29 protein-coding genes are annotated in these 24,152 nt (G+C 71.5%); 14 read left to right on the top strand and 15 right to left on the bottom strand.

The features are described from left to right. Positions 1 to 29: 29 nt before the first annotated feature. Both AB0M35_RS00530 and AB0M35_RS00525 read right to left on the bottom strand, forming a co-directional pair. Complete coding sequence (locus tag AB0M35_RS00530; RefSeq protein WP_363740137.1) at positions 30 to 653, bottom strand: RNA methyltransferase; 624 nt, start codon at positions 651 to 653, stop codon at positions 30 to 32. Positions 654 to 702: 49 nt separating this feature from the next. Continuing rightward, positions 703 to 1,206: a hypothetical protein gene (locus tag AB0M35_RS00525; protein WP_363740136.1), complete on the bottom strand. Its 504-nt coding sequence runs from the start codon at positions 1,204 to 1,206 to the stop codon at positions 703 to 705. 691 nt (positions 1,207 to 1,897) lie between these two features. On the opposite strand from AB0M35_RS00525, the gene trxA reads away from it, so the two are divergent. The 4 genes from trxA to AB0M35_RS00505 all read left to right on the top strand — a co-directional run bounded on the left by trxA (position 1,898) and on the right by AB0M35_RS00505 (position 4,599). Next, positions 1,898 to 2,260 carry a thioredoxin gene (trxA, locus tag AB0M35_RS00520; protein ID WP_363740135.1) on the top strand — a complete coding sequence of 121 codons (363 nt, stop codon included), beginning with the start codon at positions 1,898 to 1,900 and terminating at the stop codon, positions 2,258 to 2,260. 147 nt (positions 2,261 to 2,407) lie between these two features. Continuing rightward, complete coding sequence (locus tag AB0M35_RS00515; RefSeq protein WP_363740134.1) at positions 2,408 to 3,451, top strand: Rv2578c family radical SAM protein; 1,044 nt, start codon at positions 2,408 to 2,410, stop codon at positions 3,449 to 3,451. A 59-nt stretch (positions 3,452 to 3,510) separates the two neighbouring features. Then, a complete protein-coding gene (locus AB0M35_RS00510) occupies positions 3,511 to 3,954 on the top strand; it encodes a CoA-binding protein (protein ID WP_363740133.1) in 444 nt (147 codons plus the stop codon). A gap of 132 nt (positions 3,955 to 4,086) precedes the next feature. After that, the gene (locus AB0M35_RS00505; RefSeq protein ID WP_363740132.1) at positions 4,087 to 4,599 is read left to right on the top strand and encodes a DUF4190 domain-containing protein; all 513 of its coding nucleotides are present in this window, start codon (positions 4,087 to 4,089) and stop codon (positions 4,597 to 4,599) included. Between the two features lie 6 nt (positions 4,600 to 4,605). Here the strand turns inward: AB0M35_RS00505 and AB0M35_RS00500 are convergent, their stop codons facing one another. Continuing rightward, positions 4,606 to 5,511, bottom strand: a complete 906-nt coding sequence (locus AB0M35_RS00500) for an SDR family NAD(P)-dependent oxidoreductase (RefSeq protein WP_363740131.1) — start codon at positions 5,509 to 5,511, stop codon at positions 4,606 to 4,608. A gap of 119 nt (positions 5,512 to 5,630) precedes the next feature. On the opposite strand from AB0M35_RS00500, the gene AB0M35_RS00495 reads away from it, so the two are divergent. From AB0M35_RS00495 to AB0M35_RS00485, 3 genes are all read left to right on the top strand, one after another. Continuing rightward, positions 5,631 to 6,155, top strand: coding sequence for a DUF4190 domain-containing protein (locus AB0M35_RS00495; RefSeq protein ID WP_363740130.1), 525 nt, complete (start codon positions 5,631 to 5,633; stop codon positions 6,153 to 6,155). 97 nt (positions 6,156 to 6,252) lie between these two features. Continuing rightward, complete coding sequence (locus AB0M35_RS00490) at positions 6,253 to 7,098, top strand: SDR family NAD(P)-dependent oxidoreductase (RefSeq protein WP_363740129.1); 846 nt, start codon at positions 6,253 to 6,255, stop codon at positions 7,096 to 7,098. Positions 7,099 to 7,180: 82 nt separating this feature from the next. After that, on the top strand, positions 7,181 to 7,900 hold the full coding sequence (locus AB0M35_RS00485) for a GNAT family N-acetyltransferase (protein ID WP_363740128.1): 720 nt from the start codon (positions 7,181 to 7,183) through the stop codon (positions 7,898 to 7,900). 7 nt (positions 7,901 to 7,907) lie between these two features. Here AB0M35_RS00485 and AB0M35_RS00480 read toward each other — a convergent pair whose 3' ends face one another. From AB0M35_RS00480 to AB0M35_RS00470, 3 genes are all read right to left on the bottom strand, one after another. Continuing rightward, on the bottom strand, positions 7,908 to 8,870 hold the full coding sequence (locus AB0M35_RS00480; protein ID WP_363740127.1) for a DMT family transporter: 963 nt from the start codon (positions 8,868 to 8,870) through the stop codon (positions 7,908 to 7,910). A 226-nt stretch (positions 8,871 to 9,096) separates the two neighbouring features. After that, on the bottom strand, positions 9,097 to 9,561 hold the full coding sequence (locus tag AB0M35_RS00475; RefSeq protein ID WP_363741796.1) for a hypothetical protein: 465 nt from the start codon (positions 9,559 to 9,561) through the stop codon (positions 9,097 to 9,099). 84 nt (positions 9,562 to 9,645) lie between these two features. After that, the gene (locus AB0M35_RS00470) at positions 9,646 to 10,515 is read right to left on the bottom strand and encodes a PhzF family phenazine biosynthesis protein (RefSeq protein ID WP_363740126.1); all 870 of its coding nucleotides are present in this window, start codon (positions 10,513 to 10,515) and stop codon (positions 9,646 to 9,648) included. Positions 10,516 to 10,548: 33 nt separating this feature from the next. Between AB0M35_RS00470 and AB0M35_RS00465 the strand changes: the two genes are divergently transcribed. From AB0M35_RS00465 to AB0M35_RS00455, 3 genes are all read left to right on the top strand, one after another. Beyond that, positions 10,549 to 11,829: a CBS domain-containing protein gene (locus tag AB0M35_RS00465; RefSeq protein ID WP_363740125.1), complete on the top strand. Its 1,281-nt coding sequence runs from the start codon at positions 10,549 to 10,551 to the stop codon at positions 11,827 to 11,829. Next, on the top strand, positions 11,822 to 12,451 hold the full coding sequence (locus tag AB0M35_RS00460; protein ID WP_363740124.1) for a DUF1003 domain-containing protein: 630 nt from the start codon (positions 11,822 to 11,824) through the stop codon (positions 12,449 to 12,451). The genes AB0M35_RS00465 and AB0M35_RS00460 overlap by 8 nt, the downstream gene beginning before the upstream one ends. 66 nt (positions 12,452 to 12,517) lie before the next feature. Further along, complete coding sequence (locus AB0M35_RS00455; RefSeq protein ID WP_363740123.1) at positions 12,518 to 13,666, top strand: P-loop NTPase; 1,149 nt, start codon at positions 12,518 to 12,520, stop codon at positions 13,664 to 13,666. Between the two features lie 87 nt (positions 13,667 to 13,753). Here AB0M35_RS00455 and AB0M35_RS00450 read toward each other — a convergent pair whose 3' ends face one another. Next, positions 13,754 to 14,173, bottom strand: coding sequence for a preprotein translocase subunit TatB (locus tag AB0M35_RS00450; RefSeq protein WP_363740122.1), 420 nt, complete (start codon positions 14,171 to 14,173; stop codon positions 13,754 to 13,756). Between the two features lie 73 nt (positions 14,174 to 14,246). Then, on the bottom strand, positions 14,247 to 15,569 hold the full coding sequence (locus tag AB0M35_RS00445; RefSeq protein WP_363740121.1) for a trypsin-like peptidase domain-containing protein: 1,323 nt from the start codon (positions 15,567 to 15,569) through the stop codon (positions 14,247 to 14,249). A 281-nt stretch (positions 15,570 to 15,850) separates the two neighbouring features. Here AB0M35_RS00445 and AB0M35_RS00440 point away from each other — a divergent pair, with 281 nt between their 5' ends. Continuing rightward, complete coding sequence (locus AB0M35_RS00440; RefSeq protein ID WP_363740120.1) at positions 15,851 to 16,438, top strand: O-methyltransferase; 588 nt, start codon at positions 15,851 to 15,853, stop codon at positions 16,436 to 16,438. Positions 16,439 to 16,517: 79 nt separating this feature from the next. On the opposite strand, the gene AB0M35_RS00435 is transcribed toward AB0M35_RS00440, so the two are convergent. Both AB0M35_RS00435 and AB0M35_RS00430 read right to left on the bottom strand, forming a co-directional pair. Then, complete coding sequence (locus AB0M35_RS00435; protein WP_363740119.1) at positions 16,518 to 17,984, bottom strand: leucyl aminopeptidase family protein; 1,467 nt, start codon at positions 17,982 to 17,984, stop codon at positions 16,518 to 16,520. Between the two features lie 272 nt (positions 17,985 to 18,256). Further along, positions 18,257 to 18,424, bottom strand: coding sequence for a DUF3117 domain-containing protein (locus AB0M35_RS00430; RefSeq protein WP_013283866.1), 168 nt, complete (start codon positions 18,422 to 18,424; stop codon positions 18,257 to 18,259). Positions 18,425 to 18,614: 190 nt separating this feature from the next. Here AB0M35_RS00430 and AB0M35_RS00425 point away from each other — a divergent pair, with 190 nt between their 5' ends. After that, a complete protein-coding gene (locus tag AB0M35_RS00425) occupies positions 18,615 to 19,439 on the top strand; it encodes a PaaX family transcriptional regulator C-terminal domain-containing protein (RefSeq protein WP_363740118.1) in 825 nt (274 codons plus the stop codon). Continuing rightward, positions 19,436 to 20,227, top strand: coding sequence for an enoyl-CoA hydratase-related protein (locus AB0M35_RS00420; RefSeq protein ID WP_363740117.1), 792 nt, complete (start codon positions 19,436 to 19,438; stop codon positions 20,225 to 20,227). The genes AB0M35_RS00425 and AB0M35_RS00420 overlap by 4 nt, the downstream gene beginning before the upstream one ends. A gap of 3 nt (positions 20,228 to 20,230) precedes the next feature. On the opposite strand, the gene AB0M35_RS00415 is transcribed toward AB0M35_RS00420, so the two are convergent. The 4 genes from AB0M35_RS00415 to AB0M35_RS00400 form a co-directional block, all read right to left on the bottom strand. Further along, positions 20,231 to 20,857, bottom strand: a complete 627-nt coding sequence (locus AB0M35_RS00415; protein ID WP_363740116.1) for a hypothetical protein — start codon at positions 20,855 to 20,857, stop codon at positions 20,231 to 20,233. 4 nt (positions 20,858 to 20,861) lie between these two features. After that, positions 20,862 to 21,449: a DNA-3-methyladenine glycosylase I gene (locus AB0M35_RS00410; RefSeq protein ID WP_363740115.1), complete on the bottom strand. Its 588-nt coding sequence runs from the start codon at positions 21,447 to 21,449 to the stop codon at positions 20,862 to 20,864. Between the two features lie 74 nt (positions 21,450 to 21,523). Further along, entirely contained in the window at positions 21,524 to 22,021 is a 498-nt protein-coding gene (locus tag AB0M35_RS00405; protein ID WP_363740114.1) for an SRPBCC family protein, read from the bottom strand. Further along, on the bottom strand, positions 22,018 to 22,587 hold the full coding sequence (locus AB0M35_RS00400) for a DivIVA domain-containing protein (protein ID WP_363740113.1): 570 nt from the start codon (positions 22,585 to 22,587) through the stop codon (positions 22,018 to 22,020). Before AB0M35_RS00400 ends, AB0M35_RS00405 begins: the two co-directional genes overlap by 4 nt. Positions 22,588 to 22,727: 140 nt before the next feature. Here AB0M35_RS00400 and folP point away from each other — a divergent pair, with 140 nt between their 5' ends. Beyond that, positions 22,728 to 23,597, top strand: a complete 870-nt coding sequence (gene folP / locus AB0M35_RS00395; RefSeq protein WP_363740112.1) for a dihydropteroate synthase — start codon at positions 22,728 to 22,730, stop codon at positions 23,595 to 23,597. A 9-nt stretch (positions 23,598 to 23,606) separates the two neighbouring features. Here folP and AB0M35_RS00390 read toward each other — a convergent pair whose 3' ends face one another. Further along, on the bottom strand, positions 23,607 to 23,984 hold the full coding sequence (locus tag AB0M35_RS00390) for an NADH-quinone oxidoreductase subunit A (RefSeq protein WP_363740111.1): 378 nt from the start codon (positions 23,982 to 23,984) through the stop codon (positions 23,607 to 23,609). Positions 23,985 to 24,152: the final 168 nt, after the last annotated feature.

Here is a 24,152-nt window from a genome sequence, read left to right as displayed (position 1 = left end):
CTCAGCCGCCGGCACCGTGCGGGGCCAGCTCAGCCCGGCGGCGGACCGGCGTAGGCACGGATCCAGGCGTGCATGGCGATCCCGCTCGCCACGCCCGCGTTGATGGACCGGGTCGAGCCGTACTGTGCGATGGAGAAGAGCTGGTCGCAGGCGGCTCGGGCGGCGTCGGACAGGCCCGGCCCCTCCTGACCGAACAGCAGGATGCACCGCTGCGGCAGCGTGGTGCTCTCCAACGGACGGGAGCCGGGCAGGTTGTCGATCCCGACCAGCGGCAGCCCGCGTTGCCCCGCCCAGGCGACGAACTCGTCGATCGTCTCGTGATGGCGTACGTGCTGATAGCGATCGGTCACCATGGCGCCGCGTCGGTTCCACCGGCGGCGGCCCACGATGTGCACCTCGGCGGCCAGGAAGGCGTTGGCGTTACGCACCACCGTGCCGATGTTCAGATCGTGCTGCCAGTTCTCGATCGCCACATGGAAGTCGTGCCGCCGCTGATCCAGATCGGCGACCACCGCCTCGCGCCGCCAGTAGCGGTAGCGGTCGACCACGTTGCGCCGGTCGCCCTCGGCAAGCAACTGCGGGTCGTACCGAGGGTCGTCCGGCGGAGTCCCGCGCCAGGGGCCCACGCCGACGTCGAACTGCTCATCGGTCACGGTCAGGCAGGGTACGCCCCACCGAGGTGAGCACCGGTGGCGACGCGGATCAGCCGAGCGCCAGGGCACCACCGAGTCGGTCGAGGAGGCGACGGTCGGCCGGGGCGAGCATGCCGTCCGGCAGCCCGGCCGACCCGGCGCGGCACACCCGGGCCGCCACCGACTGCACCCACTGCCGGTAGGCCGCCGAGTCAGCCGGATCGGCCCGCCGATCGAGGACCCGGACCACCGCCCGGCACGCCGCGAGCACGTCCACCAGGTCGGCGGGGCGGGGTGCCGGCTCGACCGCCCCGTCATCGCGGGAGTAGATCGCGGCCACCACCGCCCGGACCAGGTCGCTGTCGAAGGCCCGCCCGGCCGCCACCGCCTCCAGGCCGGCGAGACCGGCCGCCACACCCGGGTACGGCCGACCGGGGCCAGGCTGAACGGCGATCACGATCACCCGGCCAGGCAGGCGAGTGATCAGGTCCCATTCGGTTGCGGAGTAGCCCGGCCTGCCCTCATGAGGCACCAACGCGCTGAACCGATGGTTCGCTCGCCGACGCTCGCTCATGCCGGCACTCCGGCGCCGCGCACGCTGACTCGCTCGCTGCGCTCGCTCATGGCGGGACCTCCGGCGTCAGCATATGCGCCATACCGCTGGTCAAGTCCCGGTCCGCAACGAATCCGCGCAGGTGGCGAAACAACCCAGCGCCGGTGGCGATGCGCGGCGCGGCACCTTGAGGCGGCGCGGAGTCACGTGGGTCAGGTGGCCTCACCTGGCTCGGGCAACTGGGTCGCCACAGCGGCGAAGGCCGCAAACCGAGGCCGGACGCAATGAGCGGCGGGGCCCTCCCCGGCACCCGCCGCCCACGCTCTGATGGTTCAAGATTCTGCCGTACACCCGTCCGGCTGCACAGAGACCGAGGTCACATTTATATTTTTGTTACATTACTCTGCGTGACAGAAGGTCGCCTTCCAGGCGATCTCCGCAGGTCGCATCGGTGCCCGTCAACACCCAAGTTACCGTTGAGTAGAGCGTTTCGCGCCAGTCTTTATTGGAAACGCTCCCATCACCCGCCGTCACGCAAATGCGACATGCATTTGCGATCAGCCGATGCTCGGATCAAGCGATGATTGTCGATGCGTGCATTGCCCCAGCGCTGCGCTCCGATCCGGGTTTCGGTGACACTCGGACGGGAATGCGACGGGGTGGTGCAGAGTTCCATCAGACGTAGCTGTTCCGCATGATCGGAGAGATTCAGATGGCAACCGTCGAGCTGACCACCGCTAATTTCGACCAGGTAACCGAGAGCGACGGCATCGTTCTGGTCGACTTCTGGGCCGACTGGTGTGGCCCCTGCAAGCGGTTCGCTCCGGTCTACGAGCGCTCGTCCGCGAAGCACTCCGACATCACCTTCGGCAAGGTCGACACCGAGGCGCAGCAGGAGATCGCGGCCAAGTTCGACATCCGCTCCATCCCCACCATCATGGCCATCCGCGACGGCGTCATCGTCTTCGCTCAGCCGGGCGCACTGCCGGAGTCGGCGCTGGAGAACCTGATCGAGCAGGTCCGGGCGTTGGACATGGACGACGTCCGCAAGAAGCTCGCCGAGCACAAGCACTGACAGCCTGCGGCAGAGCCAGCGACCGGGCCCGAATCGGGCCCGGTCCCGTCGCGTCAGGTCGACTTCCAAAGTGGCGGACGAGTCCCGTCGACGACACCCCGGCGCACCTCTTGCGACAGCTGTCGCACATGTGTTCGAATGATGCCCATGCGCTGGGAGAACCTCGCCGCTCCCCCGGTCGAGGGAGATCCCGCACGGGCAGCGCCAGCGACGCCACCCCTGCCGCTGGCGCTGCCCGGCGCGGTCGTCCGCACCTTCGACACCCCCGGTTTCGCCGGCATGACCTTCTACGAGGTGCGTGCCAGGTCGATCCTCAACAAGGTTCCGGGCACCTCCCGCGTCCCGTTCGAGTGGACGGTGAACCCGTACCGAGGTTGTAGCCACGCCTGCTTGTACTGTTTCGCCCGGAACACCCACACCTATCTTGATCTCGACGCGGGCGCCGACTTCGACCGGCAGGTGGTCGTCAAGGTCAACGCGGGTGAGCTGTTACGCCGCGAGCTGGCCGCACCACGGTGGCGAGGCGCGCACGTGGCAATGGGCACCAACGTCGACTGCTATCAGCGGGCCGAGGGGCGATACCGGCTCATGCCGCCGATCATCGAGGCGCTGCGCGACTTCGCCAACCCGTTCTCGATCCTGACCAAGGGCACGCTGATCCTGCTCGACCTGCCCCTGCTCCGGCAGGCGGCGCAGGTTGCCCGGGTCGGGGTGTCGTTCTCGGTGGGCTTCGTCGACGAGCGGCTGTGGCGCTCGGTCGAGCCGGGCACCCCGAGCCCACGGCGACGACTCGACGCGGTACGCCAGTTCACCGACGCCGGTTTCGAGGTCGGCGTACTGATGGCGCCGATACTGCCCGGCCTCAGCGACGACGACGATTCCATCGAGGCCACCGTCGGGGCCATCGCCGCCGCCGGGGCGGCCAGCGTGACACCGCTGCCGCTGCACCTGCGCTCCGGCGCCCGCGAGTGGTACGCCCGCTGGCTCGCCCGGGAACACCCCCACCTGGTCCCCCGCTACCGGGAGCTGTACCGCTCCGGCGCCTACGCGCCGCAGTCCTACCAGCGGGAACTGACCGCCCGGGTACGCATCGCCGCCCGGCGGCACGGCCTGCACCGGCCCGACCCGGGTGAGCACCGCCAGGTGCCAGCATCACCGGCCCCCGCACCCGAACAGCTCAGCCTGCTCTAGCGGGGTGCCCACCCAGACGTCGTCCGCACCGAGACCGCCGGTACGACTACAGTCGGCACGTGCGCTCCCCCAGCCAGATTCTCGCCGAATCCGCCGTGATCGCCGTCGTCGGTGCCTCCCGTGACCCGGGCAAGGCGGCCCACAGCGTGCCGGCGCAGATGCAACGGCATGGCTGGCGGATCATCCCGGTCAACCCGTTCGCCGACGAGTTGTTCGGCGAGCCGGTGTACCGCACGCTTGCCGACATCCCGCACCCGGTCGACCTGGTGAACGTGTTCCGGCCGGCGGAGGACGCCGTGGAGGTGGTCCGGCAGGCGGTGGCGATGGGCGCCCCGGCGGTGTGGTTGCAGTTGGACATCGTCTCCCCGCAGGCCCGCCAGATCGCGCAGCAGGCCGGGATCGACTATGTCGAGAACCGCTGCCTCGCCGTCGAGCGGGCTGTGGCGGGCCTGACCCGGCTGGGCTCAGCCACCAGGAGCGGCCGAACCGCCAGGAGCAGCTGAACCGCCGGCAGCAGAGCCTGCGCGGGCAGTCCACCGAACCGCTGTGAAACAACCTCCGGTGCAGGTAGCGTCCCGACATGGGGGCGTCATCCGACAGCTACCGGCACCGTGCGGCGGACGGAGGAGATCAGCGTGAGCCAACCGCCAGAGCCGGACCAACCGCCATCGCCGTACGAGCCGCCGCCATCGCCGTACGGACAGCCGCAGTACGGGCCACCCAACGAGACCGGGCAGCCGTCGTACGGGCGGCCGAACGAGCCGCACCCGGGTCAGCCCGCGTACGGGCAGCCGGCGTACGAGCAGCCGGGTCAGCCGCCGCACGGCCAGCAGTGGGGACAGCAACCGCCGTACACCCCGCAGGTGCCGTACGGGCAGTACGGCCCACCGTCGCCGCCGGGTGGCGGTGGTGGTGGTACCAACGTGCTCGCCGTCCTGTCGCTGGTCTTCGCGTTCGTCTTCGCGCCCGCCGGCATCGTCCTCGGACACCTGGCCAGGCGGCAGCTACGCACCAGCGGCGAGCAGGGCGACCAGCTCGCCAACTGGGGGTTGATCCTCAGCTACATCTTCACCGGCCTCTACCTGTTGGCCTGCTGTGGCTGGCTGGCGCTGGTGCTCTGGGCCGGCTCGGACAGTCAGTACACCTGACCCGGCTCAGCGGAACTCGGCCTCCCGCACACTGTTGCCGCCGTCCACCACCAGCATCTGCCCGGTGATGTACGACGCCGCCGGCGAACAGAGGAAGGTGATCGCGGCGGCCACCTCGTCCGGCGTACCTGGGCGTCCCACCGGCGTACCCAGGCCCTGCTTGAGCTCGGCCATCGTCGACGCTGCCGTGTGGATGGTGCCCGGCGCCACGGCGTTCACCGTCACCCCGTCGGCGATCATCTCCATCGCCAGGGCCCGGGTCAGCCCCACCACACCCGCCTTGGCCGCCGCGTACGCCGCCTCGGTGGGCAGCGCGTTGACCGGCCCGGCGGTCGCCGCCAGGTTCACGATCCGTCCCCAACCCCGCTCGGCCATCCCGCCGATGAAGGCTCGGCTGCACAGGAAGGCGGTGGTGAGGTTCCGGTCGATCTCGCCCCGCCACTCGTCGTAGCTGAGCTGGGCGACCGGGCGCAGCACCTCCGGGGAGGCCCGGCTGGCCAGCCCGGCGTTGTTGACCAGGACCTCCACGTCACCGAGTTGCTCGGCCACGGCGTCGGCCAGTGCACCGACCTCCGACTCGTCGGTGAGGTCGGCGACGAATCCGGTCACCCCGAGTTCGCCGGCCCGTTCGTGGATGCGCCGAGTGGTGGAGACGATCGCCACCCGGGCGCCCAGGTCGGTCAGCCGCCGGGCGGTGGCGTACCCGATGCCGTCCGGACTGCCGGCACCGGTCACCAGGGCCACCTTGCCGTCCAACCGCATGGTCACCGGCTCGGGCAGCACGGCCGGCGAGTCGTGCTCCTCCACCCCGGCCGCCACCGCGGCGCGGGTCCGCCGGACCACACCCGGTCGGTTGTTGTCCCGCCTCGGTCTGCTGCCGGACCGGTCCGCCGCTCGCGCGTCAATGCCCATGCCGAGATCCTGCCCTGCGTCACCGCCTCGGGCAACGCGGCACCCGGGGGACGGTGTCGGCGCGTTCTGGCCCGAGGTGGCTACGCTGACTGCCCGATACTGCGATGGAAGTGAGCTCGATGACACAGCCCACGTCCGGCGGCTGGCCCGACCCTTCGACCGGCCAGCCCTCCAATGTGCCGGTCGACCCCACTCTGCCGGCGAGTCCGCAGCCCGTACCATCCCAGCCTGCCGGTTACGACCCCTATCAGCCCGCCGACCCGTACGGCGGCATGAAATCCGACTTCGGCACGCCGCAGCCTCCCGCGCCGTACCCGCCCGCCGGCTACCCACCGCCGCCCCAGCCCGGATACGGATATCCCCAGCAGGGGTACGGCTATCCGCCGCCGCAGCAGACGAACTCGCTGGCCATCGTCGCGCTGGTGCTCTCCCTGATCGGTATCGGCTCGTGCATCACCGCGCCGATCGGCGCGATCATGGGACACGTCGCCATGCGCCAGATCCGCGAGCGGGGCGAGAGCGGCGAAGGCATGGCGAAGGCCGCCATCATCGTCGGCTGGATCCTCACCGGCCTGCTGGTGCTGGCGATCGGCGTCTACGTACTCCTGATCGTCTTCGCGATCGCCAACTCGTCCACCGCCTGACGGCGACGGGCCCGCCCGCGCGCGAAGTCGTGGCGGGCCCGTCGCCTGCTCGCGCAACATCCCCGAAGCCGTTGCGGCGTCACGGTAACCTCGTCGCGTGACCGGGGTGAATGGACCTGCGGAAGATCTCAATGACCGTCGACTGGTGGTGGTCACCGGCGCCAGTTCCGGCATCGGACTGGCCGCCGCCATCGACCTGGCGCGCCGAGGTGACCAGGTGGTGCTGGTCGGCCGCGACCCGTCCCGGCTGCGCACCGCCGCTGACGAGGTACGCGAGTCCTCCGGTGAACGGCCGGCGGTGTTCCGCGCGGACTTCGCCGTACTCGACGACGTCCGGCAGTTGGCCGAGCAACTGCGTGCCGCGTACGACCGGATCGACGTGCTCGCCAACAACGCCGGTGCGATCGTGCTTGCGCCGGCCACCACCGTCGACGGCTTCGAACTGTCCATCCAGGCCAACCATCTGGCCCCGTTCTTGCTCGGCAACCTGCTGGCCGACCGGGTTCACCGGATGGTGGTGACCGCCTCCGGCGCCCATCGCAGCGGCACGCTCGACCCGGACGATCTCAACGCAGCGCTGCGCCGTTACCGCCCGATGACCGCGTACGGCACCAGCAAGCAGGCGAACATCCTGTTCACCGCGGAGGCGGCCCGGCGCTGGCCGACGGTCGCCTCGTACTGCTTCCATCCGGGGGTGGTACGGACCAGGTTCGGCAACGAGAGCCGTCTCGTTGCCGTGGGCATGCGCCTGCTACCGCTACGCGGCCCGGAGAAGGGGGCCCAGACCCTGGTGTGGTTGGCCAACCAGGACCGGTCCCGGCTGCTCGACGGCGGCTACTACTTCGACTGCCGGCCCCGCCGGCCGCTGCGCAAGGCGGCCGACCCGCAGCTCGCCGCCCGACTCTGGGCAGCCAGCGCCGCAGCGGTCGGTCTGCCCGCCTGAGCGCAGCAGCGTCGGACCGGCACGGCACGGCGCGGTTGCCGACGGGGTCGCCGGAATCGCGGGACATTGGGATACTCCGCCGGTGGCGACCACGGGGAACGCGAGCATCGAAGTGCTCGACAGAGACGAGGAACTCACCGAGCGGCTGGACGCGGAGCTGACCGCGTACAACCGGCGGGCAACCGGGGCCGAGGACGAGGCGGAGTTGTCCGTACGGGTCACCGACGCCGACGGTGAACTGGTGGCCGGGCTGACCGGGTGGACCTGGGGCGGCTGCGCCGGGATCAACATGGTGTGGGTCCGCGAGGACCGCCGGGGCGAGGGCTGGGGCGGCCGGTTGCTGGCGGCGGCCGACCAGGAGGCCCGACGGCGGGGTTGCACCCAGATCTCGGTCGCCTCGTTCTCGTTCCAGGCCCCGGACTTCTACCGGCGCCACGGGTACCTCGACACCGGGCGACGGGAGGGCATCCCGGGCGGGCACGTCGACCACCAGTTCTGGAAGTCGCTGGTCACCGATTCGGCCGCCGCGGTACGCCTGGTCGCGTTGGTGGAGTTGGCGGCCACGGCGGTCGAGGCCGGGCAGCGGTACGAGGACGACGTACTCGCCCTACTGGCCCGGCACGGTGGCCGGGTGGAACGGCGGCTGCGTACCGGCGACGGGCGTACCGAGGTGCACGTCATCCGGTTCGACACCCGGGCCGGCTACACGTCGTTCCTGGCCGATCCGCAGCGGGTCGCGCTGCGGGCGGAGTTGGGCGACGCCGCGCCGGACACCCGGGTACTGGAGGTTCACGAGGTCTGAACGGCCGTCAGTCGCGCATCGGTGCGGCGTCCGCCGGCACCGCGGTGGTCACCCGGGTGACCCGGCGGGCGGTGCGGGCACTGGTCAGCACCACCACCGCGACCCCGCCCAGCAGCAGCGCCAGGCCGGGCAGGGTCACCGGGTCGGGCAGCTGACCCAGCCAGGCCCAGCCGATCAGGGCCGCACCGGGCGCCTCCAGCAGGATCAACACGCTGACCGTGGTGGCCGAGACCCGCCGCAGCGCATAGCTGAACATCGAGTGGCCGAGCAGTTGGGCGCCGCCCACCAGGGCCAGCACGGCCAGCCAGGTCCCGGTGTCGAAGCCGCCGAGCGGCACCCGGGCGATCAGGCAGACCACCAGCAGGATCAGCGCGCAGACCCCGTAGCAGATCGTGGTGTAGGTGGCGGTGCTGACGGTGACGCGGGCACGCTCCCCCAGCGCCATGTAGACCGCCGCGAACAATCCGCCGGCCAGCGCCAGCAGATCACCGGCGAAGGCCTCGGCGGAGACCGTGAAGTCGGCGCCGGTGGCCAGCACGGCACCGACGACCGCCACTCCGATGCCGGCCCACACCCCGGACGGGAGCCGGCGACCCTGGGCTCGGGCGATGAGCCCCTGCCAGACCGGCTGGGTGGCGACCAACGCGGTCGCCGCGGCCACCGAAGTGAGCTTCGCGCTCGGCATCCAGGTGGCGAAGTGCGCCGCCAGCGCCACCCCGGACAGCACGCAGAACATGCCCTCCCGCCGCCCGGCACCGGTGAGCAACGATCGGAACTCGGCCCGCCGCCTGATCAGCGCGAACGGGCTGAGCACGCCGACTGCGATCATGTTGCGCCAGAACGCCACGGCCAGCGCGGGCGCGGCGGCGAAGGCGATCAGCGGAGCGGACGAGGCCACGGCGACGACGGCGAGGGCCAGTGCGCCGGTGGTGAGCAGGTCCCGCGGTGGGCGATGCGGTTCGAGGGGCACGAGGGGTAATCCTCACACGTCGACGGGCCAACATGATCGCGCCGGAGGCACCTGCCCATGCCAGGTTTCAGGCGGTGCTGTTCGATTTCTTCGGCACACTCCCGACCTGGTCGACCACCTGGTCTACAACGTGGACAGCGGCTGGGTCGGTCCGGCGTTGGCCGCCCTCGGCGAGGTGCTCGAACTGGTCGACGGCGGTGCTCTCCTGACCGGGCCCGGCTGACGGTCAGCGGCGGCGTACCCGGTGCAGCCGGAACGGTTTTCGCACGGCCCGGACCACCGGCGCCGGCCGGGGCGGCTCGGCGAGCGAGTCGGCCGGCAACTGCCCGCCGTGCACCGCGTCCCCGGCGGGTGCCAGCCGGACCAGCGCACAGCCGTCGGCCGCCCAGCGGGCCACCAGTTCGGCCGTCGGGCCGGGTGCGTTGAGCCGTTTGGCTCCCACCAGCGGGGCCAAGGTGTCCCACTCGTCGGTCCCGGGCGCCACCCGGGACACCCGGGCCAGCCAGGTCACGATCCGGCCGCCGTGGTCGCCGCGAAGCGTCACCTGCGCCTCGTCGGCCTCGGCCAGCCCCGGCGCGGCCTGCTCTCCGGGACCGCTGATCACGAACAGCGCACCCTCCAGCGGTACGCACCACAACGCCAGTGCCGGACCGCCGGCCACCGCGACCCAGGCGACCGAGGCCTTCTTCATCGCCTCGTCGACCAGCGGGGTGCTGTTGTGCTCGTCGGTCACCACGGCATCCTCTCGTACCTCGCCCGTCCGGCGGCAGCCCGGTCAGCCGATGAAGGGCGGGATCAGGATCTCTCCCCTGGCCACCGCCATCACCTGACCGGCGACGGTGGCGCCCAGCACCGTACCGCCGGCTGCGGTGACCGTGCAGGCCAACGACGACGGCCGACCCATCTCGACGCCCTGCCGGACGGTGTACGACGATCGCCGGTCACCCGGCAACAGACCACTGGCGACCAACCACACCCCCAGCCCGAGCGCCGCCGAGCCGGTCGCCGGATCCTCCGGAACGCCGAGGCCGGGAACGAAGACCCGGGCGTACGCGGTTTGCGTCGGCCCGTCCCAGGAGAAGACGCTGACATGCTCGATTCCGTATCGCCGTGCCGCGACCGGATCGACCTGTGCCCGGGCCAGCGCGTCGGGGTGCACCGGCAGGAAGGGGAACTCCAGGCCGCAGCCGGCCACCCGGGGCGCCGGACCAACGTGGTCGCCGGCCGCCAGGCCGGCCATCTCAAGCAACGGTTCCGGGTCCAGTTCGGGCCCGAGCGTGGGCATGCCGCCGGTCAGCGTCGCGCCGCCCTCGGTCACCTCGATCGGCAGCACCCCGGCGCCGCACTCCTGGGTGACCTGCCCCGGCTCGAACAGACCGCGCCGGCTCGCGGTGACCGCCGCGCCCACACTGGGGTGCCCGGCGAACGGCAGTTCCTCGACCGGCGTGAAGATCCGGGCCCGGTATGTCACGCCGACCTGAGTGGCGGGCAGCACGAAGACGGTCTCCGAAAGGTTGAACTCCCGGGCCAGCGCCTGCATCTGCTCGGTGGCCAGCCCTTCGGCTCCGAACACCACCGCGAGCGGATTTCCCGCGTACGGACGATCGGTGAACACGTCCACGATCTCGTAACCCAAGGTCGACATGTTGATAAACCCTAGGCGCTTAGGCTGGTGCGCGTGAGCACGCCGACCCGGGTTTACATCGCCCGCCTCGCCGGAGTCGCCGTCTTCGACCCCAACGGTGACCAGGTGGGCCGGGTCCGCGACGCGGTGGCGCGGCTGCGGCCGGGCCAGCGCCCACCCGAGGTGGTGGGTCTGGTCGCCGAGATGCCGATGCGTCGGCGCATCTTCCTCTCCATCAACCGGATCACCTCCATCGACGCCGACGCCATCGTGCTGGGCAGCGGCATGCTCAACCTGCGCCGGTTCGAGAAGCGTCCCAACGAACTGCTGGTGCTCCAGGAACTGCTGGACCGCCGGGTGCAGGTCCAGCCGGACGGCCGGGCGGCGACGGTGGTCGACGTGGCGATGGAGTGCAGCCGTGGCCGCGAGTGGTCGCTGACCCGGGTGGCCGTACGGGAGCAGACCGGCCGGCTCGCCCGCCGGGGCAACCTGCACCAGGTCGAGTGGGACAACGTACGCGGGCTCAGTGGCGTCGCCGACACCCGGGGCACCGCCAACCTGCTGGCCGTACTGGAGGACATGCGCCCGGCCGACCTGGCCAACGCGTTGCAGGACCTGCCCGACAGCCGGCGCAACGAGGTCGCGGCGGCCCTGGACGACCAGCGGCTGGCCGACGTGCTGAGCGAGTTGCCCGAGCACGACCAGGTCGAGATCCTCGCCGCGCTGGACCGCGAACGGGCCGCCGACATCCTGGAGGAGATGGACCCGGACGACGCCGCCGACCTGCTCGGCGAGCTGTCGCCACCGGAGCAGGACATGCTGCTCGACCTGATGGAGCCGGACGAGGCCGACTCGGTCCGGCAGCTGTTGAAGTACACCCCGGGCACGGCCGGCAGCGTGATGACCTCCGAACCGGTCATCCTGCCGCCGGACGCGACGGTCGCGGAGGCCCTGGCGCGGATCCGGGAGCCACAGCTCTCCCCGGCGGTGGCCGCGCAGGTGTTCGTGGCCCGCGCGCCGATGACCACGCCAACCGGTCGCTATTTGGGGATGGTGCACTTCCAGCGGCTGCTGCGTGAGCCGCCCGCCGATCTGCTCGGCGGGGTGGTGGTCAACGACATCGACCCGTTGCGCCCGACCACGCCCCTGCCGGAGATCACCCGCCGGATGGCCACCTACGATCTGGTGGCCATGCCGGTCATCGACCGGAACAATCGGCTGGTGGGCGCGGTCACCGTGGACGACGTGCTGGATCATTCGCTGCCCCGGGACTGGCGGGACCGCGACGCCATGAGCACCCACGCCGACCCGGCCACGGAGGACACCGATGTCTGAACAGCGCCGGGCGGAACGGCTGGACCTGCCGCGGGAGCCCCGTGGGCTGAAGCTGCCCCGGGTCGACCAGGAAACCTTCGGCCGCTGGGCCGAGGGCATCGCCCGCGGCATGGGTACGGCGAACTTCATCGTCTACATGACGCTGGTCATCACCATGTGGTTCGTCTGGAACACCCTCACCCCCGCGAGCCTGCACTTCGACCCGTACACCTTCACCTTCCTCACCCTGGTGCTGTCGATCCAGGCCTCGTACGCGGCGCCGCTGATCCTGCTCGCGCAGAACCGGCAGGCCGACCGCGACCGGGTGGCGTTGGACGAGGACCGGCGCCGGGCGACGATGCAGAAGGCCGACACGGAGTACCTGGCCCGGGAGATCGCCGCGCTGCGGATCGCGCTGGGTGAGGTGGCGACGCGGGACTTCGTCCGCTCGGAGCTGTCCCGGCTGGCCGAGGAATTGGACGAGGCGGCGCAGCGCCGGCAACGGTTGGAACGCCGGCAGCGGGAGGGTGCCGGCGCGCGGGCCGGCGGTGACGGGCTCGACGAGCCGCGTGACGAGCTGGATGGTGATCATCCGAGGGACGGCCGGCGCGACACCGGCGCCCCGCACCGCCCGGAAACCTGATCGAATCGCTCACAACCACCACCGCTGGCGCCGGTGACGGTCCACCACCGACGTAACATTGCCGCCATGTCAGCTCCCGTCAGCACCGTCAACGACGCTGTTCAGGCCGCCCTGGCCACCGTCAACGACCCGGAGATCCGCCGGCCGATCACCGAACTCGGCATGGTCCGCTCCGCCGAGGTCGGCGAGGACGGTGTGGTCCGGGTCGAGCTGCTGCTCACCGTGGCCGGATGCCCGCTGAAGGACAAGCTGCGCTCGGACATCACCGCCGCGGTCAGCGCGGTGAGCGGGATCACCGGCGTCGAGATCGAATTCGGCGTGATGAGCCCCGAGCAGCGCCAGGAACTCCAGGCCAAGCTGCGTGGTGGCGGCGCCACCGAGGAGCCGGTCATCCCGTTCGCCCAGCCCGGCTCCCGCACCCGGGTGTACGCGGTGGCCAGCGGCAAGGGCGGCGTGGGCAAGTCCAGCGTGACGGTGAACCTGGCCGCCGCACTGGCCGCTCGTGGCCTGTCGGTCGGCGTGGTCGACGCCGACATCTACGGACACTCCGTGCCGCGGATGCTAGGCGCGGACGGCCGTCCCACCCGGGTCGAAGACATGATCATGCCGCCGCAGTCGCACGGCGTGAAGGTCATCTCGATCGGCATGTTCACCTCTGGCAACGCTGCGGTGGTCTGGCGCGGGCCGATGCTGCACCGGGCGTTGCAGCAGTTCCTCGCCGACGTGTACTGGGGCGACCTCGACGTGCTGCTGCTCGACCTGCCTCCAGGCACCGGTGACGTGGCCATCTCCCTGGCCCAGCTGCTGCCCAACGCGGAGATCCTGGTGGTCACCACGCCGCAGACCGCCGCCGCCGAAGTGGCCGAGCGGGCCGGTGCGATCGCGCTGCAGACCCACCAGCGGGTGGTCGGTGTGATCGAGAACATGTCCTGGCTGGAACTGCCGGACGGCTCCCGGATGGAGGTCTTCGGGGCCGGCGGCGGCCAGACGGTGGCCGACTCGCTGACCCAGACCATCGGCGCGCAGGTGCCGCTGCTGGGCCAGGTACCGCTCGACACCCGGGTGCGGGAGGCCGGCGACGAGGGGAACCCGATCGTGCTCACCGAGCCGGACTCCCCGGCAGCGAAGGCCCTGAGCAAGGTCGCCGACCGGCTCGCGCTACGCCGCGAGTCGCTGCTCGGCAAGCCGCTCGGGCTCAAGCCTGCCGGTCGCTGACCGGCCCTGTTCGAACCAGAACCGCCGGCCACCTCAGGGGTGGCCGGCGGTTCGGCGTTGACGTGATTCCAACCTGGTCCCGCGCGCTCAGGTGACCTCGTCGTAGCCGGCGGTACGCGGTGCCGGGGCGGCGGCGGGTGACGAGCCGGTCGAGGAGGAGCCGGTACGCGGATCCGCTGCGGCGGCCACGTTCTTGATGTCCTTCTGCACGTTGGTGACATCCGTCCGGAGATCGTCGTACATGCCCTGAAGGGGCTTGCGGATCGCCTGCTCGTCTTCCTCGCTGAGCAGGTGCTTGCGGATGAACGCCTTCGGGTGCAGGTCCTCCAGTTGGATGTCGGTGCCGAGTTCCTTGCTCAGGTCGGTGGTGGCGTTACGGGCCATGGTGCGCAGGTTGCGCACCATGCGCAGCCCGTCGCCGATCACCGCCGGCAGCCGGTCACCGAAGATCAGCAGCGCCACCAGCAGCAGCGCGCCGACCTCCCACACGTTCAGGTTCTCGAACACCCCTGGGGCCTCCTCACCGGGCTACGCAGCAAGACTACGCACGTCAGCGGCCTGCCAGAAGGGGGGCACGAGGTCACTTCGCATCGGCGGCGAGGGTCACCGAGGTGTTCTGCCGGCTGGAGCCTCGGCGGTACTCGACGGTCACCACCGAGCCGGGCGCGTACTTGCGGACCAGGGCGATCAGGTCGGTCGGCTCGGTCATCGGCCGGCCGTTGAGCCGCAGGATCACGTCACCGGCCCGCAGCCCCGCGCCGGCCGCCGGGCCGGACGGCTCCACGGCGGCCAGGCGTACGCCGGAACCGTTGGTGTTCGACCCGGGTCCACCCACCTGGGCGCCGATCACCGTGCGGCGGGCCTTGCCGGTGCCGATGATCTCCTGGGTGATCCGCTTGGCCTGGTTGATGGGAATGGCGAAGGCGAGCCCGATGTTGCCGGCCTCCTGCCCCTCCGACACCAGTGACTTGATCGTGGAGTTGACGCCGATCACCCGCCCGGCCGCGTCGACGAGCGGACCGCCCGAGTTGCCGTGGTTGACGGCCGCGTCGGTCTGGATCGCGGCGTAGTAGCGCGTCGGTCCGCCCGGCTCGCCGGCCTGCATAGTCCGGTCCAGGGCGCTGACGATGCCGGCGGTCACCGTGTTGGCCAGCGACAGTGGCGAACCGATGGCCAGCACCGGGTCGCCGACCGCGAGCGCGTCGGAGTCACCGAACTCGACCGGACGCAGCCCGCTGCGAGTGACTTTGATCACCGCGATGTCGGACTCCTCGTCCTGTCCCACCACAGTCGCCGAGGCCGTACTGCCGTCGTTGAAGATCACGGACGCCTTGCCTGTACCACCGGCGACCACGTGATCGTTCGTGATCACGTGCCCGTCGGCGCTGACGATGAATCCGGAGCCCTCGCTGGTGCCGCCCACCCCCACCATCCGGACGGTGACCACGCTGGGCAGGACCCGCTCGGCGACCCCGGCCAGTGACTCCGGCGGACGCTGGGCGAGCGTCGGCGCCGATCCCGGCGCGGCACCGAGCACCGGCGCGGCCACCCCGCCGCGCACCGCGAAGGCATAGCCGAGTGCGCCACCCAGGGTGCCCGCGAGCAACGCGGTGATCAGGGGAATGAGCAGCATCTGGCGCAGTTTCGGGCGGCCGGGCGCGTCCGGGTCGGTGACCGGTTCCGGCTCGGTTCCGGGGATCGGCGCGGCCGGTATCACCACCGCCGTCGGAGCGTGCGGGTCCCGCCACGGGTCGGCGAGCGCATCGGACCACCACGGCGAGGCGACCGGCTGGCCGCCGTACGGCGGCGTCGTCGGTGAGCCTCCCGGCGGGTGTCCGGGCCCCGGCTGTCCCGCCGGTACGCCGCTCGCGCCGGGCTGGCGCCAGTCCCAGCCGTCGGTCACTCGGTGCCTCCCAGTCCGTCCCCGGTATCCACGATCCGCGATGGACGCCGTCGGACGTGCGGTCGACGGGATACCGCTTCCAGGATTGCACGGATGTGCCGCGTGGGGTCAGCGGTTGTCACTGCGGGTGGGTGCCCGGCTGCGCCCGTGGCGGGCCGCCTCTAGAGTCACAATGCCCACCCGCCCCGCACTTCACGCTCGCTGCCCGGAGGTGTCCCATCGCCACGGTCGCTGGTTCCGGCAGTTCGGCGAACCCGGCGCTGCACTTCGCCGAGTCGTACGTGACTGAGGACCTCGTGCTACGGACCGCACGCAGCCTGGCCAACGAGGTCGGTCTCGACGCGGTCACCTCGGGCGCAGGTGCCACGTTGCGCCTGCTGGCCGCGGCCGGCAATGCCCGCGCGGTGGTCGAGATCGGCACAGGCACCGGAGTCAGCGGCGTGTGGCTGTTGCGTGGCATGCGCGCCGACGGTGTGCTCACCACCATCGACGTCGAGGTGGAGCACCAGCGCATCGCCCGACGCATCTTCACCGAGGCCGGCTTCGTCGCCGGCCGGACGCGGATCATCACCGGTCGGGCGCTGGACGTCCTGCCCCGGCTCGCGGACGGCGCGTACGACCTGGTCTTCGTGGACGCCGAGGCGACCGGCTTCACCGCCTGTGTGGATGCCGCGCTGCGGCTGCTGCGGCCCGGGGGTGTGCTGGTGCTCAACGGCGCGTTCGCCGGTGGCCGGATCGGTGACCCGGCGGCCCGCGACGCGGAGACGGTGACGGTGCGCGAGACGATCAAGGCCATCCGCGAGTCGGAGCACTGGATCCCGGCGCTGCTGCCGGTCGGGCACGGCCTGCTCGCCGCAGTCCGCTGCTGACCTGCCAGCACCGGACCCGCCAGCATCGGGCCTGCCAGCATCGGGCCTGCCAGCATGGCTGCCTCGAAAGAGCGCGGCCTCAGCAGAGCGTGGCCAGCCAACGCAGCAGGCCACGTACGCCCCAACCGGTCGCACCCCGGGTCAGCTCCGCGTCGTCCCGTTCACACCAGGAGGGCGCTGACATATCGATGTGCAGCCACTTCTCGCGCAGCGCGCCGGTGAACTCGCGCAGATAGAGCGCGGCCAGCACGGAACCGGCGCCCTGGGTCGGTGCGCTGTGCAGATCGGCCAGTTCGCTGCCGAGATGCTCGACGTAGTCGGCCGGCAGCGGCATCCGCCAGGCGGACTCGCCAGCCGCGGCGACGGCCGCCAGCATGTCGGCGGCGAGTTGGTCGTTGTCGCTGTACAGCGCGCCGGTACGGGTGCCGAGGGCGACAGCGTTCGCCCCGGTCAGGGTGGCCAGGTCGATCAGCAGGTCGGGCTTGAGCTCCTGGACCGCGTACGCCATGGCGTCGGCGAGCACCAGCCGCCCCTCGGCGTCGGAGTTCGTCGTCTCACTGGTCAATCCGCCGTAGTGCCGGACGATGTCGCCGGGCCGGAATGCGGCACCGCTGACCATGTTCTCGGCCAGCGGAGCCAGCGTGGTGATCCGCACGGGCAGCCGCAGCGCCGCCGCACCGAGGGTCGCCGCCACGACGGCCGCCGCACCGGCCATGTCCTTGCGCATCAGTTTCATGGCCGGCACCGACTTGATCGAGATGCCGCCGGTGTCGAAGGTGATGCCCTTGCCGACCAATACCACATGCATGCCGGCATCGGCCGGCTGCCAGTCCAGCTCGACCAGACGAGGGCCGCTGGCCGAGCCGCCGCCCACGGCGAGGATGCCGCCGAATCCCTCGGCGGCCAACTCCTCGGGCTCGCGTACCCGCAGCCGCAGGCCGGGCAGGTCGGCAGCGGCAGCGGCGACCTGGCCAGCGAACCACTGCGGGTTCTTGACCGAGGAGGGGGCGTTGGTGAGGTCGCGGGCCAACCGCGTCATCTCGGCGGTGGTGCGGGCCACCTGCACCGCCTGCTGGTAGGCGTCGGGCTCGGCGACCGCCAGGTCCACGCCGGTCAGCGCGGGGGCCTCGGTGTCGGCGCCCAACCGGTACCGGTACGAGCCCAGCAGCAGCCCCTCGACCAGACCACGAACCGCCTCCGAGGACACACCGGCCGGCAGCGCTACTGTGATATGGGTCTCATCTTTGCCCGCTCGCGCCAGCGCCGCACCCGCTGATCGCCAACCCGACTCGTCGCCCTCCCCGACGCCGACCAGCAGCAGTCGGGCCGGGGCAGCACCCGGTCGCAGTTGCCGGTGCACTTCGCCGACCCGGCCGGTCAGCCCCGCCATCGAAGCCAGCGCGGCGGCCTCGTCGGCGACCCCGGCGGGCAGCGCCACGGCAGTCGGGACCGGCTCGGCCGACGTGCCGTCGGCAGCCCCCGGTCGAAGGGGCAGGGCCACGGCGTCGAGCCGGTCCGGCTCGACGGTCAGACGGATGGCGAGCACGCGGAGCCGTACCTCCTGAAGAAGATTGCGGGTCGAATCGCCCGCGAAATGGTATGAAGGCCCTGAGCCACCGGTTCGACCGGTGGCTCAGGGCATGGGCGCGACTCCAGGAGCCACGCCCGAACGAACCGTCCGCGGCGGCAAAAGCCGCCGACCAGACCAACCTTGCCAGCCGGCGGCCGCCTTCGGCGGCGAACCTCGCCGACCAAACCGGCCTTGCCGGCCGGCGGCCGCCTTCGGCGGCGAACCTCGCCGACTGAACCGGCCTTATCTCAGCCGGCGGCCGCCTTCAGCGCGTCACCGAGCGCCGTCGCCTCGTCGGGAGTCATCTCGACGACGAGCCGGCCACCGCCCTCCAGCGGGACCCGCATGACGATGCCCCGGCCCTCCTTGGTGACTTCCAGCGGACCGTCGCCCGTCCGCGGCTTCATCGCCGCCATGTTGTCTCCCCTCAGACCTACACCAGGGTCGGTGGGTTGCCCCACAGCCACTTCGCCATGACCACCCGCAACTTGCACGGGGGCGTCGACCAACGATTTTCCCTGATGAACACCGCCGGACCCAAACCGAAGCAGCATTGATGTAACAGCATCTAGCTTATCCCGAGATGGCCTGTCACAATGTGCGGTCATGCAGGCACGGTCGGCACTATTCGACCTGTACGGCGACCATCTCCGACCCCGGGGTGGCCGGGCACCGGTTGCTGCCCTGGTCAAACTCCTGGCGCCGCTCGGGATCGCCCCACCGGCCGTTCGGACCGCAGTGTCCCGCATGGTGCGACAAGGCTGGCTCGAACCGGTCAAACTGATGTCCGGTCCCGGATATTCGATCACATCGAAGGCGGCTCGCCGACTCGACGAGGCGGCCTCCCGGATCTACCGCACCGGCCGGGTCACCTGGGACGGGCGGTTCGACCTGCTGGTGCTCGACGCCCCGCCCGCCCGGCGGGACCGTCAGCGCCTCTCCGCGAACCTCCGCTACCTCGGCTACGGCACACTCGACGAGCAGATCTGGGTGGCCACCCGACCCGGCGAGGACGTCGACCTGCTGCTGGACGAGGCGGGCGTACGTTTCGAGCGGTTCAGCGCCGCGCACGCCGCCGGCACCCCCGGCGCGATGGGCCTGGTCCGCCGGGCCTGGGACCTGGCCGAGATCGGCCGGGCGTACGAGCAGTTCGTCGCCGAGCAACGTGCCCTGCTGACCGGCATCACCGCGCGCAGCGGCGACGAGGAGGCGTACGCGGCCCGATTCCGGTTGGTGCACGCGTGGCGTACCTTCCTCTTCCGGGACCCGCAGCTACCCCCGGCGCTGCTGCCCGAACGCTGGCCCGGAACCGCCGCCGCCAGCTTCTTCGACCGGCACGCGGCCCGGCTCCGGCCGGCGGCGGATCGGTACGTCGAGCACTGCCTCGACGGTGGTAACCGGATTCTCCGACAGAAGGAACACCAGACGTGACCGAGCCGCTGCTCGTCGACCGCACCGATGCCGTCGTCACCCTCACCCTGAACCGTCCGTCGGCGATGAACTCGTTGAACGTGGCGCTCAAGGAGGCGCTGCGGGACACCCTCGCCGAACTGGAGGCCGACCGCAGCTGCCGGGCGGTGGTGCTGGCCGGCGCCGGCGGCTCGTTCTGCGCCGGGCAGGATCTGCGCGAGCACGTGACCACCCTCGAATCGGGCGCCGGAAAGCCTCTGGACACGGTCCACGCGCACTACAACCCGATCGCCGCCCGGCTGGCCAGCCTGCCCAAACCGGTGGTGGCCGCAGTCCGCGGCATGGCCGCCGGGGCCGGCGCCTCGCTGGCGTTCCTGGCCGACATCCGCATCGGTGGGCCGTCCACCAGCTTCCTGATGGCGTTCGCCAAGGTCGGGCTCGCCGCCGACACCGGCGCGTCGTGGACGCTGCCCCGGCTGGTCGGTCATGCCAAGGCCGTCGAGCTGCTGATGCTCGCCGAACCGGTACGCGCCGACGAGGCATGCCGGCTCGGCCTGATCAACCGGATGGTGGACGACGACGAGGGCGTGCTGCCGGCCGCCCAGGAACTCGCCGCCCGACTGGCTGCCGGCCCGACGGTGGCGTACGGCGCGATCAAGCGTCAGCTCTCCGTCGCCGACGCCGGTACGCTGGCCGACGCCCTGGCCGCCGAGGCACAGGCACAGGCGATCTGCGGCGGTACCGCCGACCACCGGGCGGCCACCATGGCCTTCGTCAACAAGCAACGGCCGGTCTTCGAAGGCCGCTGAGCGTCAGTCGTCCTCCTCCGGATCCTGGTTCGCCTCGGCGCCGAGCACGAACGCCTGCATGGCGAGCTCGTCACCGGAGGGCGAGACGAACGCGGGCAGCTCCCGTGGGCCGAGCTCCTGAACGTACGCCCAGAACAGGCGGACCGCCTCCGCCGGCGAGTCGGCCTCGATCGGCAGATCCAGGCTGACCAGCCAGGAGCGCCGCTGCGACGGCGGGCCGAGCCGGTTGACCAGCTCACGGAAGGCCCCTGCGTCGAGCGCGGTCACCGGGCCGCCGAGGGCTAGCGTGTCGGCCGGCACCGGCTCGTCGAAGGCCCGCCTGGTGTACGTCACCACAAGCGTCTCCGGTCCGCGGTCGGACTGCGGGTCGTCCGGATCCTCCGGACGCCGGGCTGTCGGCGCGGCCACCCGGCCCACCGCCACCAGCCGCAGCGGCTCGTCGGCCAGCACCGCGACCTGATCGCCGGCGCGCGGCAGGGCGATGACGTCCGCCAGCCCGGTCAGCTCCAGCGTGTCATGGTGAACGAGTCGCTCGGCGTCGTACCGGCCGGCGGGCAGGAGCACAGCCCAGGTGCCCGTACCGTCCGTCTGGCTCACCCCGTCCACCCGGGGTGCGGTGTCGGTCGTCATGCCTCTATCCCATCACGGTCGCCCCGGGTGGCACGACGTGACAGCCCGCGAGGTGATCGTCGACCATTCCGGTGGCCTGCATCAGCGCGTAGGCCGTGGTCGGGCCGACGAACCGGAAACCGCGTCGCTTGAGTGCCTTGGCCATCGCCGTGGATGCGTCGGTCAGCGCCGGCACCTCGGCATGGCTGGCTGGCCGGGAGCGGGTCGGTGGTGCGAAGGACCAGAGCAGCTCGGACAGGCCCTCGGGCAGTTCCTGCGCGACCCGGGCGTTCGCGATCGCTGCTTCGATCTTGGCGCGGTTGCGGACGATGCCGGCGTCGGCGAGCAGCCGGTCCACCTCGGCCTCGCCGTAACCGGCGACCGCGCTGATCCGGAAGTCGTCGAAGGCCCGCCGGAACGCCGGGCGCTTACGCAGGATGGTCAGCCAGGACAACCCGGACTGGAACGCCTCCAGCGTCATCCGTTCGTAGAGGGCGTCGTCTCCGCACACCGGGCGGCCCCACTCCTCGTCGTGGTAGACCGCATAGTCGGTCGTGCCCGCGCCCCAGGCGCAGCGGGGTAGCCCGTCGGCCCCGATCACCAGGTCAGTCACGGCGTCCAGGCTAGGCCCGCCCACCGACATGCTGCCGGCGTGGTCAGCGCCTGCGCCGTCGGCCGGGGGACGCCTCAGGGCAGGCGACCCTGCTCGACCTGCCGGGCGAAACGCCGTAACGCCTGGGTCAGGCCGAACTTCGAGCCGGGCCAGAGCACCGGCCAGGCCACCCGGCCAGCCGGCCCACCCGGCAGGTGGAACCACTCGTGCCAGACCACCTGGCTGCGCCCGCTCGCCAACTGGGTGCAGCGCAGCACTCCGGGGCCCCGCAGCAGCGTGCCGCAGTGCACCACACCGATCTCGTACGGCGCGTCCACCCGGACCACCCGCATCCTGTCCCGCAGCACGGCCGGGCCGAGCGTGGTGACCGCCTCGACCAGACTGCCCTCGCCGCCGTCACCCTCGACCACGCGCACGGTGGTGAACGGTATCCACTCGGACTGCCGCTCCCAGGCGAGCAGCGCCGCGAAGACCCGCTCCGCCGGGGCATCGACGATCACGGCGGCGGTGACCTCACCGGCGCCCCGCCGGGCCGCCTCGCGAAGCTCTTCCGGTGCGCCCGGATCGGTCACGGCGACTCCGCGCGCACCGCCGACGCCCGCGGTTCCTCCTCCGCGACCGCGTCGCCCGACTCCGCCGCCGGGTCGCCCGGCTTGACCGCCGGGTCATCGGGCTTCGGCGCTGGGTCCTTCGACTCGGCGTCGAGCTTGCCGAGGTCGATGTCGGCCGTGCCGCTCCCGTTCACCGCGTCGGTGTCGGCGGCCGGGCCTCGGGCCAGACTCGCGGACTGCGCACGGGCGCTGCGCAGGGCGTCGGCCTCCGCCGTGCGTCCCTCCCGCAATGCGGTCACCTCGGCCTCCAGTACGCCGATCAACTCGGTCTTGTACCCGATGTCGTAGGCCGCCCGGCGCATCGCCTGATCGACCTGGGTCATCCGGTACCCACGCAACGCGGTGTCGAAGCGTGCCTCACCGACATCCGACTCGCGCAGTGGGCGGTCGCCGGGCAACGGCACCGACCGCCCGTCCGCCTCGGTGGCCACCAGGCCGGGATCCCGACCGGTGGCCAGGGACGTTACGCCGAATACCACCGCCGCGACGGTGACCGCCACGACCAGCAGGAGCAGAAGCTGACCCATGTACTGATCGTGGCATGTCCAGCGGTGCGGAGCGACCCCACTCGGCGCGCCGTACCGGACGGGCCTTGCGACCTGCGACCGGATAGCGTCACGGTGTCCGGCAGCGGGTCGCCGGCGGCGTACGGCGTGAAGGAGGCAGCGTGTCCGGGGTGCTGCGGCTCGGTGGACGCACGTTCGACCCCGACGAGCTGGTCGTGATGGCGATCGTCAACCGCACTCCCGACTCGTTTTTCGACCGGGGCGCGACGTTCGCCGCCGACAGCGCCCTGCGGGCCGTGGAGCGGGCCGTGGACGAGGGCGCGGAGATCGTCGACATCGGCGGGGTGAAGGCCGGTCCCGGCGCCGAGGTCGACGTCGCCGAGGAGATCCGCCGTACCGTCGACACCATCGCCGCGGTCCGGGCCGCCTTCCCCGACGTGGTGATCTCGATCGACACCTGGCGGGCCGAGGTCGCGGTGGAGGCGGTCGCCGCCGGCGCCGACCTGCTCAACGACACCTGGTCGGGAGCGGACCCGGCGCTGGCCCAGGTCGCCGCCCGGACCGGCGCCGGCCTGGTCTGCTCGCACGCCGGAGGGCTCAGCCCGCGTACCCGCCCGCACCGGGCCGCCTTCCCCGACGTGGTGGCCGACGTGGTGGCGACGGTGACCGGGCTCGCCGAGCGCGCGGTGTCGCTGGGCGTACGCCCCGACGGGATCCTCATCGACCCGGCGCATGACTTCGGCAAGAACACCCGTCACTCGCTGGAGATCACCCGACGGCTCGGTGAACTCGCCGCCACCGGTTGGCCGCTGCTGGTCGCCCTGTCGAACAAGGACTTCGTCGGCGAGACGTTGAACCTGCCGGTCACCGAGCGGCTGGAAGGCACGCTGGCCGCCACCGCGGTCTCCGCCTGGCTGGGCGCCCGGGTCTTCCGCGCCCATCAGGTGCGCCAGACCCGCCGCGTCCTGGACATGGTCGCCAGCATCCAGGGCAGCCGCCCGCCCGCGCTCAGTCGGCGTGGGCTCGCCTGAACCGGCGGGTCAGGTCCAGTGCAGGATCCGGCGCCGCCAGGCGTAGAGCAGGCCGAGGGCCAGCACGGCCACGAAGATCGCCATCTCGACGACGGTGACCAGCCCGAAGTCGGGACGGTCGAAGATCAACGCCCACGGAAAGAGGAAGACCGCCTCGACGGCGAACAACACGTACAGGTAGGCGTAGACGTAGTAGCGGATCTGCATCTGCGCCCAGTCCCCGCCGACCGGGTCGACGCCGCACTCGTAACTGGCGCGTTTTCCGGGCGAATCGGCTGGTCGAGCGGGGCGCAGCACGCGGTTCGCCGAGAACGCAACGACGAAGAAAAGGACGCTGACGAGCAGCAGCAGCCCGAGCGTCGCGTACGAGCCCAGATAGCCGGTCACAGCAGGCCAGCCTACCGCCCGGCGGTCGAGGCCACGACCGGCAGCGCGGCGGTGATCTGGATTACCCGGACGGCGCGAAACGGCGCAACACACCGCATAAACCCTCACAATCCGTTCCCAGTCGGCGGACCTCCGGGGAAGGTGCGAGGCCGATTCGACGTAGGCTCT

The organism is Micromonospora sp. NPDC051196 (assembly GCF_040682415.1).
Lineage (GTDB): Bacteria > Actinomycetota > Actinomycetes > Mycobacteriales > Micromonosporaceae > Micromonospora.
This window is presented reverse-complemented; position numbering and strand designations above follow the sequence as displayed.